This is a genomic window from Hyphomicrobium sp. 2TAF46 (assembly GCF_052114865.1).
Lineage (GTDB): Bacteria > Pseudomonadota > Alphaproteobacteria > Rhizobiales > Hyphomicrobiaceae > Hyphomicrobium_B.
The window spans coordinates 79813-93754 of sequence record NZ_JBFRFO010000003.1; the positions used below are offsets into that span (position 1 = coordinate 79813).

Below are 13942 nucleotides of genomic sequence, written 5' to 3' on the forward strand. Positions count from 1 at the left end.
GAACTTTGCTTAGCGGTCGATTTTGAACTCCCGGAATGCCTAACTGGTAGTCGAGCAATTTAACGAATTCTTCATCTGTGTTAACGGCACCGCTTTCGATGCGCCGCCACGATGGTGCCGCGCCTCAGCGTTAGGAGCGGCGAATAAGAAAAAGAAACGGGGCGGGGCTCCAACAGGTGCGGTCGAGATACCTGATCATTTCCGCGTGTCTGGCCGTGATTCCGATTGGATTCGCGCTTCCAAGCACGCGCGTCATCGCGCAGGCGATCGCTAAGCCGGGAAGCAACGCGTCCGCACCGCTTCCATCGCGTCCCGACGAGCCGCGTGCAGCGAAGGCATATACGGTCCTCGAAACCTATTGTGCCAGTTGTCATCAGACGGGAAAGCTTGAACGGCCGCTCGCTTCCGGCGACCTCGCAAACATCTTGGGCGTCGATGAGCTGGCGCGCGATCCGGTTCTGGTGAAACCAGGCCTTCCCGACGCCTCACGCCTCTATGACGTATTCGAAACGCGTCACGCACCGCTCGACGTATTTACCGGGCCCGACGCCAAGCCCGAGCCGCAGCCCGACGATATCCAGGCCATCCGCCGTTGGCTGAAGGATCTGCCTCAAGCAGTGCAGAGCTGCCCGTCGCGCCAGCCCGTGCGCCCGGCCGAGTTCGATAAGTTGATGCGCGAGGCGCAGCACCTCGAGCGCGACCAAGGCAAAGACGTTCGTTTTATCTCGCTCGCCCATCTCTACAACTCATGTGCGACGCCAGGCGAATTGACCGCCTATCGAAAAGCGCTCGACAAACTGATGAACAGCCTCTCCTGGGCACCCGAGCCGGTAAAGCTGACGCCGCTCAACGAGCCCGGTACGCTTCTGTCGTTTCGTCTCGCCGATTTCGGCTGGGATGAGGCGCGCTGGAAGCTGATTGAAAAAGCCTACCCACCCGCACTCATTCACACGATAGCGCCCGACGTCGTGAAGACTGCGGGCAGCAACGTTGTCGTCGTCAACGGCGATTGGCTTGCCGCAACAGCCGGAGACACACCACTCTATTACGCGTTACTCGGGCTTCCCGCGAAGCTCTCCGAGCTTGCGAAAATGAATGGAACCGATCTCGATGCGAACATTCGGGCCGGCTCCGTACGGCGCCTCGCAGTTCGCGAAAGCGCCATTACGCGCGGCAATCGTTTGATCGAAAGACATCCCGGGAAGCACGCCGGACTCTGGCTCGCCTACGACTTCGCAACCAGCAACGGCGAACAAAATGTCTTCGAACATCCGCAAGGACCGAAATCGGCGACGACGGCGAAGTCGCCATTCCGGCCGGATCAGATCCGCGCGCTCTTCGCGCTTCCGAACGGGTTTTATGCATTTGCGCTATTCGATGCCGCCGGCAATCGCATCGACCGCGCGTTGCCCGGCATCGAGAAGCCTTATGCCGGTATCGAAGCCAACGCCGTTGAGCCCGCGACGAAAGCCGGCATCAATTGCTTCGCCTGTCATACGGAAGGATTGGTCCAGGCGAAGGATGATTTCCGCGCTGCCGGGCCGCTCGATATTTCCGCAGGCCCCATGTCGCCCGACCGCCGCGCCGTGCTGCCGCTCTTCGGCACAGATAGCGAGAACGCGCTGCTGATGCTCGGCGGATGGGATCGTTATCGCGCGGCGGCAAAAACTGCCGGAGTCGACCTCGACATGCGCGTGCACGGCGACGAAATCGTCTCGGGATTGGCACGACGCTATCGCGAAGGCGCCGACTTCGAGATTGCGCTGGGCGAGACGGGCCTTGAGCGCCCCGAATTCCTGAAGGAGCTGGCCGACGCGAAAGGCGCTGCCGCGCCGCTATCGCGTCGCCTCTTGCACGGTGTCCTGTCGCGCCAGGAACTCGAGCATCTCTTTGCGCTTTTGAAGGGAATGGACACGCCGAGCCAAACCACCGCGTCGGCAGGCTTTCTGCGCGAGGTCAAATCCGCGATCGGACTGACGATGTGGATCGACAAGCCGCGGCCGGTGCCGGGCGATCTCGTGACGGTCAAGGCCGAGGCCGATAACGCCTGCTATCTGACCGTGATCAGCGTCGATTCAGCGGGCATCGCCACGGTTCTCTTTCCGAGCGATTTTCAGCCCGACAACCTGATCAACCCAGGCGAGGCCATCAGCATTCCCCCGACCGATGCGCCATTTCAGTTGCGTTACAAAGCAGAGGGCAGCGAGACGATCCTCGGCCGCTGCTCGACGCGCGCGGCGCCACCCGTCGGCATCGAGCACGATTTCGAACGCCAGCGGTTCACCGTTCTCGGCAATTGGGAGAATTTCCTCCAGGACACGCTCGTCACCGATTGGGAAATGCGAACGAGCCCCGAAAAGGCGGAACGCGCCCGCATCGCGCGAACGGGCGCCATCCGCCGTCAGCAAGATCGGGGCGAACGCATCCCCGCGCCGCGTCCGGATGTGGCCAGCGAGAAATCTCTCCGCGATGGACGTGCGATTCTCGTTCTTGGCCGGAGCTAGTGCGGCGAACGCAGCGTGCGAACCAGCCCCTCTTTTCATCAAACTGTCATCGCAACAGGTGCCGAAAGGTACCGCTCGGTGCGTCATTCTCAACAGGTACTCGCTTTGCTGAGAGAATCCGGCAACCATTGCGAGCGTTTGGGTTCGGAAAGGCTTTACAGCGGGGGCCGAGATACCTAAATGCACCCCTTCAATATATCATCCAGAGCCGACATAGCTCGGCTGCCGCGAGCGAAACCGGATAGTTCTTCCTTAGGAGGTTCTTTCGCGATGGAGAAGTTTGCCACCGCCCTCGAAATGGTGACGGAAATGAAGCCGGATTTGCCGGTCTTCGCCGCGCGTCCTCATGCGGCCGGTCGTGCCGCCCGCTGGTTCATCAACAATTTCCCCGGCGAAGTGGCATATGCCTACAAGGCGAACAGCTCAGTCTTTCTGCTTGGCGCGCTTTACGGTGCGGGCATCACGCAGTTCGATGTGGCCTCCGTGGCGGAACTCGAGGACGCCGCGACGATACCCGGCGTGCGCCTCCACTTTATGCATCCGGTCAAATCGCGCTATGCCATCCGCCGCGCCTATTTCGACTACGACATCAAGTGCTTCGCCCTCGACAGCGAGGACGAGCTGCAGAAAATCGTCGAGGAAACCGACGGCGCGAAAGACCTCGAGTTGTTCGTCCGTATCTCGGTGCCGGCCAAGAACAGCCGCGTTCCACTCGAACATAAATTCGGGATCACGGGCCAGCGGGCGCAGCGCCTCCTCATCAAGGCGCGCCAAGTCGCCGACGAACTCGGCATCACGTTCCACGTCGGCTCGCAGACGGTGACCCCGGACGCCTACGCAATGGCCTTCGAGGAAGTGAAGAAGCACATCGTGAAGGCCGGCGTGGTCGTCGACGCAATCGACATCGGCGGCGGATTCCCGTCGCGCTACACCGACAGTGTCCCCGCGCGCCTCTCCGACTTCATGGAGGTCATCAAATCTTCGATGGCGAAGATGCCGGTGACCGAGCACTGCCGTCTGATCTGCGAACCGGGCAGGGCGCTTGTCGCCGAGGCCGAGAGCTTGATCGTGAAGGTCGATCTCAGGAAGCCCGGCAATCAGCTCTATATCAATGATGGTTCCTATGGCGCGCTCTTCGACAGCGCCCATTTGGGCTTCATTTTCCCTGTACGGCTGATCCGTCCAGACCTCGATCCGAACGAGCCGCTCGAACCGTTCGAGTTCTGGGGGCCGACCTGCGACTCGATCGATCGCATGAAGGGACCCTTCATGCTGCCCGCTTCGGTTCGAGAAGGCGACTATATCGAGATCGGCAACCTCGGAGCCTATGCGCGCGCCATGGCGACGCGCTTCAACGGTTACGGCGAATACACCGACGTTATCCTGCAGGATGAGCCGATGTATTCGATCTATACCGAGGATCTCGAACCCATCGCCCGCAACGCCTGAGCAGACGACGTCGAAGCATTTCCCACAACGTCATCCCGGCGCAGGCCGGGATCCAGACAAACATCAAATAGTGATTGTTGAAAGCTGTCTTGATGCCGACCTCCGTCGGCATGACGAAGCTGAGCGAATAGCTGCCTACGGCTTCAATTCGACGGCTTGGCAACCGCGACCAGAACCGGGTCCGCCCGGTAGTTTTCCGGAAAGCGCTTACTTAGGTTCGCGATCTTCGGCATGTCGTTGATGGCGATATAGGGATACGCCGGATTGAGCGTCAGAAAATTCTGGTGATAGTCCTCGGCCGGATAGAACGTGCGGCGGGGTTCCACGGTTGTCGCAATCGCTGCCGGGAAGACATGAGCCCCGTCGAGCTGAGCGATATACGCTTCCGCGATTTTGGCCTGTTCCGCCGTCTGCGGGAAAATGGTTGAGCGGTATTGCGTGCCCGAGTCCGGTCCCTGGCGGTTGAGCAATGTCGGATCGTGCGCAACCGAGAAGTAAATTTGCAAAAGCTTCCCGTAGCTGACCGTCTTCGGATCGAACTTTATTTGCACCGACTCGGCATGGCCCGTCGCGCCCGTGCCGACGACGTTGTAGTGCGCATCTTGTTGCTTGCCGCCGGTATAACCCGAGGTTGCGCTTTGGACGCCTTTGACGTGTTGGAAGACGCCTTGAACGCCCCAAAAGCAGCCGCCCGCCAAGACTGCCGTCTCTGACCCCGTTTCCAGTGCCGCCTGCTCATCCAGGGCGGGTGAGGGAAGGGATACGCCTTCCTCCGCGATGAGCCGCGATCCATTGAAAGCCATGAAGATACCAAGGATCGCAGCCGTCGCGGTAAACCAGTAAAACCATCGATCGGCTTTCCAAAATGATTTGCTGTTCAATGACATAACCGTCGCTCCGCAGTGGCGCTGCACTGATGCGGTACTCATTCCGTTGAGTACGTAGCGACGAGTACGTTTGTATCCAAGGCTTCGTTACCGGCCTTGCCGCTTGGAAAAGCGGACTTCGCGGCCGCCGGGCTGATCACAACGGAACAGCCCAGCCATTGCCGCAATGGACTACTTCGAAATCCGCGAGATCTTCGATCCCTCGAGCGTCAGATTGTACATCAGGCCCTTGGGATCGAGGATAAATCCGACCACAGGGCTTGTGATCTTGTTGGTGTCGATCGAGCCGCCGACGCCGACCGTGATGATTGCAACGGAGCCGTCAACGCCGACCTTCCAGCCGGCCGTACGCCGAAACTGCTCGAGCGCCTCGGGCGTCATGAACGCGATGATGACGGACCGCGCTTGCACACCCAACTGAAATCCAAACGAGGCCGAGACTGTATTGTAATATCCGGCGTTGCGGCCGCGCACGAGAAGCGCGCCTTCTCCATATTCGCCGCCGACGCCGAACCCGGCTTTCACGACGGACGGAAAGACGAGCATGCCGACAGACTTGTTCGCAAGTTCGCGTGCGCCTCCAACCTGGTAGAAAAACCGATCGAGCGTTTCATGCACGCTTGCATCGATCTCGTGCGCCGATGCGGCGCGGCTTTCATGCGCCGACATGACAATCGCGCACAGCGCGAACAACGCTACGCTTATTCCCTTGATGGACATCGTGTACTCCCTCAGTTCCCCGAATGACTTATTGACGGCGCTTCATGGCCGAATTCGCGCGGAAAGCGGCAAAATCGGGATAAATAGAGCTCAGTCGTAAATGAATCACGTGCGCCAGCCGACTGCAGCCCTGATTAAGCGGCCTTTGGATCATTGCAAGCGTCGTTAAGCATGATGGTGGGCGGTATAGGGATTGAACCTATGACCCCACGCGTGTGAAGCGTGTGCTCTACCGCTGAGCTAACCGCCCGTGTTGGGAGGGCCCATATGCGAGGCGGCGGGTTGGCCTGTCAAGCTGCCCTCATCGCCGCGCTTGGTCCGATTTGAATGCGACCGGATTGAGGGATGTTTGGACCCTTAGGGCTTTTTGCCGGCCCCGGCTGGGACCACTGCCGCGCTCGAGAGGATCGCCTCGACAGCCGCGCGGCTTGCGTGTCCATTCTCGAATTCGCTCTTCGGTGCATAGGCGGTGACGATTGCCGCCCGGCCTTCGCCCCCGAGGACGAGAAGAAACCGCGACTCAGGCCCCCGGGGACCTTTGGCGTCCGCTAGTACGTACGTGTAGGCGTCGCCTCGCTTCAGCGCACCTTCGGCGTAAGCGGGATTCGCGTAGCCTCGGCTGCCTAGGAACTCGAGAAAGGCCTGGCCTTTGAATTCGTGCAACGCTTGCGGCGGCAGCTCTCCCACCACCACGGTTATGCCCGAAGCATCCTGATGAATGGACGGCGAATCGCCAGCGGCCGCCTTGAAATCGTCCGGTACCTCGAACGCCACGGGCCCGACGATCATCTTTTTTGCCGCGAAAGCGTTTGGCGCGCTGGAAAATATCATGGCAACCACGGCCAAAAGCGCGACGGCGATTAGCGGAAACGGCGAGTTTTTAAGCATCGAAGAACCTCGATCCAGAGGCAGGTGACGATCGCAAACGAGGCTGTTCCACAGGCCGGTAACGTGACGCAAGCGAACTCTGCGTATCGTGGTGGATGGCATCGGGGCGCATGCCTATCTCTAGCCAAAGTTGTCGGCGACCCGGTGCGCTCCTTGAAGCCCGCATATATAAGCTTGGATTGCATGCGATGTAGTCCTTGCACCCAACCCCGGCAAAATGCGATGTCTCCCGGCAAACACGAACGATTGCAGGGGGCGCCTGGGCGGCTTCTTAGATCGAAGTCGTTGGGGAGGACGGTTTGAATCCAACGGAGCCGCAACGCCCGCATCTGATCTCGTTGGGCCTGAACAAGCTCGGCCTGATCGGAATCAAAGCGCCGATCGTTTCGGCAATCCTCGTCGTGCTTCTCACCGCCGCCGCGGTCATGGGGCTGACCCACCTCAAGGTGGACGACAGCCTCTCCGAACTCTTCCGCACCAATACGCCCGAGTTCAAAACCTACGAAGAGATCGACCGCCGCTTCCCGTCGAGCGAATACGATGTGCTGGTCGTCGTTGAAGGCAAGAACCTTCTGACGCACGACGGCCTGAAGGCCTTCGCCGGGGCAGCCGCAGATCTCCAGCTCGCCGATGGCGTCAATGGGATCGTCTCGATGCTCTCGGCGCGTGGCAAGCCCGACGCCACGGGATATGCGCCACCCATCGTGCCCGACGAACTTCCCGGAGGCCCGGCCTTCGATCAGATCCTTGAAGCGCTGAAAAGCAACGACATCGTCAAGGGCAAGTTCCTGTCGGAAGACGGCCAGCTTGCGCTGATCGTGCTCTCGCTCAACCGTGAGGTCGTCGCCGAGAAATCGGCGAAGGCCGTCATTGGCGACATCGAACGCACCGCGAAGGAAGACCTGGAACCAGCCGGCCTCACGGTGAAGCTCGCTGGCGCTCCGGTTATGCAACTCGAAATCCGCAACGCCGTCGAACGCGACCAGCTCGTTTACAATGGCCTCGGCCTGTTTTTCGGCGCCGCCATCGCCGCGCTGTTCTTCCGCCGCGTGTCGCTGATGCTGGTCGCCGCGTTGCCTCCCGTCATTGCGGTCTGCTGGTCACTGGGTCTGCTTGGCTGGCTTCATTTCAAGCTCAACCTCTTCCTCAACGTGATGACGCCTCTCATCATGGTGATGGGCTTCGCCGACAGCATGCAGATGGTGTCGGCCATTCGCATCCGTCTCCGCGAGGGCGACAGCAAGCTTCAGGCCGTGAGGTTTGCGGTGAACGTCGTCGGCCCAGCTTGTGTGCTCGCTCACGGAGCGACGCTTCTGTCGTTTCTGGCGCTTCTGTTCTCCGAATCGGGCCTCATTCGCACGTTCGGCGAGGCCGGCGCGATGGCGGTCTGCATCTCATTCGTTGCCGTGATCGTCGTGCTGCCGATCCTGGCGCTTTTGCTGATCCGCAACGAAAAGTCTTTGGCGCGCGACCACACCCCCGCCGACGGCATGATGGATGCACTGGGCAACTTCGTCGGCGCCATCGTTGACCGTGTCATCAAGCATTCGGTCATCTACACGATCATCGGAATCGGGCTCTTCGCTTATTTTGCGTCACTTCATCTGCAACTCGAGCCGCGCTATCGTCTCGCCGATCAGGTTCCGGACCGGGAGCAGGCGCTCGCAGCGACCGGCCGCATCGACACCAAGCTCACAGGCGCCAATCCCTTCCACGTCATGATCCGCTGGAAAAACGGCGCCAGCCTCTACGATCCCGCAACGCTCAAAGTCATCGAGCAGACGCATCTGGCGCTCGAAAAGGCCGCCGGCCTCGGCAATGTCTGGTCGCTCGAAAGTCTCAGGCGTTGGCTGCGCGAGAACGGCGACGACAACGTCGAGACGGTCAAGAAGTACGTCAATTTGCTGCCTGACCATCTCGTCCGCCGCTTCATTGCGAAGGAGCAGGATGCGGTCCTTGTGACGGGCCGCTTGCCCGATGTCGACGCCAGCCAGATTCTGCCGCTCGTCCATAAGGTCGATCAAGCACTTGATCCGGTCCGCCAAGCCTATCCGGACTACGAAATCTCGGTGACGGGACTGCCGGCGCTCGCCGCGCGCAACAGCTACCGCATGATCTCGCAGCTCGATGAAAGCATCCCGCTGTGCGTGCTCGTCGCCGCCGTGCTGCTGGCGCTTGCCTTCCGCTCAGTCTTTGTCGGCTTCATCAGCCTGCTTCCCGGCCTGTTCCCGGTCGTCACGTCCGGCGCGATGCTCTGGTATCTCGGCGGAGGGCTCGAATTCTCATCCGTCGTGGCGCTGATCGTGGTGTTCGGATTGGGCGTCGACGCGCTCATCCACTTCCTCAATCGCCTGCGGCTCGAGGAAAAGCCGGGCGTCGCGCCGGAGCTTGCAATCCGCCGCGCCCGCGTGCTTGTCGGCCCCGCCATCATCTTGACGACGATCGTGCTCGCCTTTGGACTGGGCGTGACCGTCTTTTCGCAACTGCCGTCGCTTCGGCTCTTCGGCCTCGTGTGCGGTGTGACACTGCTGGCGTCGCTCATTGCCGATTTGGTTTTCCTCCCGGCAACGATCCTCGTTTATCGCCGCTATATCAGCGGTCACGACGTCTGAACGGAGGATTGCGCCCGCGGAGGTTGCGGCAGCCCGCGCCAAGGGCGTAGTGTTCGTGCGTCGTCATCGGCAACGAGAGGCAGCGATGCCGCAGAAACTCGTGATCATCCTGGCAAGCACAGATCCGCTGAGCGGCGAGGCCCTGAGCGCGCCGCTCTTCCAGGCCTCCGTCGCCGCCGGAATGAACTATCACGTTGAAGTCGTCTGCACTGGCACCGCTGCGAAATTGCTGCGAAACGGAGCCGCGGCAAGCATTCATCTGAAGCCGGACGAAAAGCGCTCGGTCTACGATTTCATCAAGGAAGGACACGCCGCGGGGGTGAGGTTCTTCTGCTTCTCGCCGGGGCTCGATGTCTGTCACTTGCGGAAGGAAGACCTGATTCCCGAATGCAGTGGCGTTATCGGCGCCGCGCATTTCATCGAAGAAATCATGTCGGGCGATTGCCGGGTTCTCACGTACTGACGGCAGTCCCGAAAAACTTCTCGAGCGCCCCCGGCAGTTGGCGATAGTCGTCGATGATGGCATCCGGACCGAACGAGGCGACGGGATCCACACTATAACCGAAGCTGACGGCCACGATGGGCACGCGCGCAGCCTTCGCCGTCTTGATGTCGGTTTCGCTGTCGCCGACCATGATGCTCGTCTGCGGGGCGCCCCCGGCCCGTGCGATTGTGCCGGTCAGATGCAGCGGATCGGGCTTATAGGCGCCGAGGCTGTCACGCCCGGTGACCGCAGAAAAATAATGATCGAGCTTCATCGCTTCGAGAACGGCGCGCGCTTGCAATTCCATTTTGTTCGTGCACACCGCAAGTGTCGCGCCCTCGGCCTTCAGCCCATCGAGTGCCGCAATGACGTGCGGATAGGGAACGCTATAGTCCGCAAGATGGGCCGTATAATAGACAATGAAGACCTCAAAGAGGTCGTGCAATTCCCGCTCGGATAGCTTCCGCCCGTGCGCCTTCACGGCCCCATCGATCATTGCCAGTGCCCCGTGCCCGACGAACGGCCGGATTTCGAGCTCGCTGACGCGGTCGAGTCCGAGCGTCGAAAGAACGTGATTCGTCGCTTCGGCGAGATCCGGTGCGGTATCCACAAGCGTACCGTCAAGGTCGAAGACGATGGTCCAGCCCTGCATGAATTCTCCTCGCATTTTCAAGGTAGCGTATTCATCCCCGCCGGCGATGTCACGGCGTCACGAGGACCTGCTAGGGTGGCTGGCTTGAAAGAGCCGCATCCGCAGCCTAGAGAGGTCCCGCGCGGAGGGCGCTGATTTTGCAAAGCTTGAGGCCGTGATGAGCAATGACGATTGGAAGCGACAAGCCGCCGAACAGGCGCTGACGTACGTCGAAGACGGAATGAAGCTCGGCCTTGGCACCGGCTCGACCGCTGCCAAATTCGTCGAGCTTCTCGGCGCCAAGGTCAAAGCCGGTCTCAAGGTCGTCTGCGTCCCGACCTCCGAAGCGACGCGCGCCCAGGCGGCGGCACTGGGTATTCCGCTGACGACCCTCGACGAAACGCCGTCCCTCGATTTGACCGTCGATGGAGCGGACGAAATTGATGAAGAGTTGCGGCTCATCAAGGGCGGCGGCGGAGCCCTGCTGAGGGAAAAGATCGTCGCCGTCGCGTCCGATCGCGTTGTCATCATCGCCGATAACTCCAAGCTCGTCGAAACGCTTGGTCGTTTTCCCCTGCCGCTCGAGGTCGTGCCATTCGGATTAGCCGCGACCGAGCAACTCATCATCAAGCTCGCGGCCGATACGGGATGCGAAGGCGAGGTTAGGCTTCGCAAAGGTACAGACGGCAAGCCATTTGTAACGGACAACGGCAATTATATCCTCGATTGTTCCTTCGGTACGATTGAAGATCCCGAAGCTCTGGATGACTCCCTGAAACTCGTGCCCGGCCTCGTCGATACGGGGCTGTTTTTAGGAATTGCAGACGTTGGGATCATTGCAGGGCCAAAAGGCGTTGAAGTGCTATCCGGAATTGAAACTGATTTCGAAGAGGACGATTGATATGGGTTACGCCCTGCGGATGATTGCTCTGAGCATTCTTTGTTTCTCCGGAATGGCACTCGCTGAAGATGTGCCGCCATCGCAACCGGATCCGGCGCGTGTCGCCGCCGCGCGTGATCTTCTCCAAGTAACCGGCGTAACGAAACAGATGGAGGGCATGGTTCAGGCGATGACGCGCGGGTTCGCTCAAGGCGCCAACGCCAATTCGTCGGAAGCCGGCAAGAAGCTTTCCGAGCAGTTCGATCAAACCATGAAAAAGCTGCTCGGATATCAGGACCAGATGATCGCCGATTTCGCCAATCTCTATGCCGAGACCTTCACGGCTGAGGAAATGAAAGCGGTCGCCGATTTTTATCGCTCAGGCCCCGGTGCCAAATTCGTATCTAAAACGCCGGAGCTAATGAAGAAGGGCGCCGAGATCGGTATGAAATATTCAAGCAAAATAGCTGACGAGATGAAGGCCCAGGAAACTTCACCCGGGCAGAAATAGGTCTCAGCAAATAATTTCGTCAGACCGCGCAATGACAGTTTTCGATTTTGACCTCTTCGTCATCGGCGCTGGCTCCGGTGGCGTCAGAGCTGCCCGCATCGCGGCCAGCCACGGCGCCAAGGTTGCCATTGCCGAAGAGTACAGGGTAGGCGGCACTTGCGTCATCCGCGGCTGCGTTCCGAAAAAGTTGCTCGTATACGCCAGCCGTTTCGCTGACGATTTTGCCGATGCCAGGGGGTTCGGCTGGTCCGTGAGCGGCGAGACGTTCGACTGGACGTCGCTCGTCGCCGCGAAGAACAAGGAAATTTCGCGCCTCGAAGCGGCCTATCGCGCCACCCTCGACAAATACAAGGTTGAGGTTTTCCCCGAGCGCGCAACGCTGCTCTCTCCGAATGAGGTGCGGCTCGCGAATTCCGGACGGAAAATCACTGCGAAGACGATTTTGGTGGCGACCGGCGGCCGCCCCAACGTCGATCCTGCTCTTCCCGGTATCGAGAATGTCATCACGTCGAATGAAGTGTTCGACCTGAAGGAGTTTCCGCGCTGCATCGTCATCGCGGGCGGCGGGTATATTGCCATCGAGTTTGCCTCGATCTTCAATGGACTCGGCGCTGACGTGACGCTCATCTATCGCGGCGATAAATTTCTCCGTGGCTTTGATGAAGATCTGCGCGACGGGCTAGCAGCCGCGATGACGGCGCGCGGTATCCGCATCATCACCGGCCAGAAATTCACGAAGATCGAGAAGCGGGCATCAGGTCTCGCCGGCACGATCAGCAGCGGTGAAACGCTCGAAGCCGATCAGATCATGTTTGCTATCGGACGCTCGCCGAATACGAAAAACCTCGGTCTTGAAGCTCTCGGCGTTCACATCGATGCCGAAGGCGCCATCGTCGTCGATAACGCCTCGCAAACCACCGTGCCCTCGATCTATGCCGTTGGCGACGTCACCAACCGCGTAAACCTCACTCCGGTCGCCATCCGCGAAGGTCACGCGTTCGCCGATACGTTATTCGGCAAAAGGCCGTGGATCGTCGACTACACGACCATCCCGACAGCCGTCTTCTCGACACCCGAGATCGGCACCGTCGGTTTCACCGAGCAGGAAGCACGTGCTCAGTACGAGGACGTCCATATTTACAAGGGCAGCTTTCGGCCGATGAAGGCGATTTTGGCCGGTCGCAACGAGAAAATGCTCATGAAGATTATTGTCGAAGGCGCCAGCGACCGCGTCGTCGGCGTCCACGTTTTGGGGCCTGACGCAGCCGAAATCATTCAGATGGCTGCAATCGCCGTCCGTATGCGTGCATGCAAGTCGGACTTCGACCAGACGATGGCCTTGCATCCATCCGCCGCAGAGGAACTGGTCACGCTTCGTGAGAAATGGCTGGCCCCTGGCGAAGCCGCCGGTTGATCGCCGAAAAGCTCCGCCGTATGGGTTCGCGCCCACGTCTCGGCGAGAGTCGCGGCACGACTGACGGCAGGAGGGAACAAATGACGCGGCTCAGCGGCAAGATCGCAATCGTAACGGGTTCTGGCGGCGGCATCGGGCAAGCCATCGCCGCGCGGTTCGCCCTCGAAGGCGCGCATGTCTGGGTCACTGACATCAACGGTGAGACCGCCGAACAGACGGTTCAAAAAATCAAAGCCAACGGCGGCGCCGCAACGGCGATGGTGGTCGATGTCTCGAAAGGGCAAGATCTCACCGCCCTCCTGCGCAACGTCGAGAAGGCGCACGGAAACGTGGATGTTCTCGTCAACAACGCCGGTATTCTCGTTCGCGGCGAAATCCGCCAGCTTTCCGATGCCGACTGGGCGAAGCTGCGCGAAGTTAACCTCGATGCCATTCTAAGGCTGTCGCGCGATGCACTACCGCTGCTCCGGAAATCGGAGTCGCCATCGATCATCAATATCTCGTCGATCATGGCAAACCGCGGCCTTCGTCCGCTCGCGGCCTATACGGCGACCAAGGGCGCGATTACGGCGCTGACCAAAGGCCTCGCCATCGAATACGCCCCGTTCAACGTTCGGGTGAATTCCATTGCGCCCGGTTACGTCGAAACGGGCATCACGGACCGGCTGTTGAAGTTGCCGCCCGTCAAGAAGGCACTGATCGACAAGACGCCGATGGGCCGCCTCGGCACGCCCGAGGACATGACGGGAGCGGCGGTCTTTTTTGCCTCCGACGACAGCATATATTGCACAGGCTCGGAACTCGCCGTCGATGGCGGCATGTCTGCTGGTCTCTAAGCGGGTAAAAGCAGGGGCTTGAGGCGCTGGCATTGCCTGCCGATATCTCCTATAAGCCCCGAGATAATATGCCACAGAGCCATAAAAGGCGCTGCCTTTGGGCATTGCGGCCCGTATGTGCTCTTC

At 60.1% G+C, this 13942-nt stretch carries 12 protein-coding genes and 1 tRNA gene; 8 read left to right on the plus strand and 5 right to left on the minus strand.

Annotated elements, in window-relative coordinates; translation table 11 throughout:
* Nucleotides 1–176 precede the first annotated feature (176 nt).
* A complete protein-coding gene (locus AB4Z24_RS07120; RefSeq protein ID WP_441706960.1) occupies nucleotides 177–2504 on the plus strand; it encodes a DUF4384 domain-containing protein in 2328 nt (775 codons plus the stop codon).
* A 270-nt stretch (nucleotides 2505–2774) separates the two neighbouring features.
* Nucleotides 2775–3953 (plus strand): type III PLP-dependent enzyme, encoded by a 1179-nt coding sequence (locus AB4Z24_RS07125; protein WP_441706962.1) that lies wholly within the window; start codon nucleotides 2775–2777, stop codon nucleotides 3951–3953.
* A 143-nt stretch (nucleotides 3954–4096) separates the two neighbouring features.
* On the opposite strand, the gene msrA is transcribed toward AB4Z24_RS07125, so the two are convergent.
* From msrA to AB4Z24_RS07145, 4 genes are all read right to left on the minus strand, one after another.
* On the minus strand, nucleotides 4097–4840 hold the full coding sequence (gene msrA, locus AB4Z24_RS07130; protein ID WP_441706964.1) for a peptide-methionine (S)-S-oxide reductase MsrA: 744 nt from the start codon (nucleotides 4838–4840) through the stop codon (nucleotides 4097–4099).
* A 171-nt stretch (nucleotides 4841–5011) separates the two neighbouring features.
* Nucleotides 5012–5560 carry a BPSL1445 family SYLF domain-containing lipoprotein gene (locus AB4Z24_RS07135; RefSeq protein WP_441706966.1) on the minus strand — a complete coding sequence of 183 codons (549 nt, stop codon included), beginning with the start codon at nucleotides 5558–5560 and terminating at the stop codon, nucleotides 5012–5014.
* A 175-nt stretch (nucleotides 5561–5735) separates the two neighbouring features.
* Nucleotides 5736–5810 (minus strand) — tRNA-Val (locus AB4Z24_RS07140).
* A gap of 107 nt (nucleotides 5811–5917) precedes the next feature.
* Nucleotides 5918–6448: a hypothetical protein gene (locus AB4Z24_RS07145; protein WP_441706968.1), complete on the minus strand. Its 531-nt coding sequence runs from the start codon at nucleotides 6446–6448 to the stop codon at nucleotides 5918–5920.
* A gap of 299 nt (nucleotides 6449–6747) precedes the next feature.
* Between AB4Z24_RS07145 and AB4Z24_RS07150 the strand changes: the two genes are divergently transcribed.
* The gene (locus tag AB4Z24_RS07150; protein WP_441706970.1) at nucleotides 6748–9060 is read left to right on the plus strand and encodes an efflux RND transporter permease subunit; all 2313 of its coding nucleotides are present in this window, start codon (nucleotides 6748–6750) and stop codon (nucleotides 9058–9060) included.
* 85 nt (nucleotides 9061–9145) lie between these two features.
* Nucleotides 9146–9523: a DsrE family protein gene (locus AB4Z24_RS07155; protein WP_441706972.1), complete on the plus strand. Its 378-nt coding sequence runs from the start codon at nucleotides 9146–9148 to the stop codon at nucleotides 9521–9523.
* Here AB4Z24_RS07155 and AB4Z24_RS07160 read toward each other — a convergent pair.
* On the minus strand, nucleotides 9513–10196 hold the full coding sequence (locus AB4Z24_RS07160; RefSeq protein ID WP_441706974.1) for an HAD family hydrolase: 684 nt from the start codon (nucleotides 10194–10196) through the stop codon (nucleotides 9513–9515). The genes AB4Z24_RS07155 and AB4Z24_RS07160 overlap by 11 nt on opposite strands.
* Before the next feature lie 157 nt (nucleotides 10197–10353).
* Here AB4Z24_RS07160 and rpiA point away from each other — a divergent pair, with 157 nt between their 5' ends.
* The 4 genes from rpiA (at nucleotide 10354) to AB4Z24_RS07180 (ending at nucleotide 13816) form a co-directional block, all read left to right on the plus strand.
* Entirely contained in the window at nucleotides 10354–11076 is a 723-nt protein-coding gene (gene rpiA / locus AB4Z24_RS07165) for a ribose-5-phosphate isomerase RpiA (RefSeq protein ID WP_441706976.1), read from the plus strand.
* Between the two features lies 1 nt (nucleotide 11077).
* Nucleotides 11078–11566, plus strand: a complete 489-nt coding sequence (locus tag AB4Z24_RS07170) for a DUF2059 domain-containing protein (RefSeq protein ID WP_441706977.1) — start codon at nucleotides 11078–11080, stop codon at nucleotides 11564–11566.
* Between the two features lie 31 nt (nucleotides 11567–11597).
* Nucleotides 11598–12980 (plus strand): glutathione-disulfide reductase, encoded by a 1383-nt coding sequence (gene gor, locus AB4Z24_RS07175; protein ID WP_441706979.1) that lies wholly within the window; start codon nucleotides 11598–11600, stop codon nucleotides 12978–12980.
* Nucleotides 12981–13060: 80 nt separating this feature from the next.
* A complete protein-coding gene (locus AB4Z24_RS07180) occupies nucleotides 13061–13816 on the plus strand; it encodes an SDR family NAD(P)-dependent oxidoreductase (RefSeq protein ID WP_441706981.1) in 756 nt (251 codons plus the stop codon).
* Nucleotides 13817–13942: the final 126 nt, after the last annotated feature.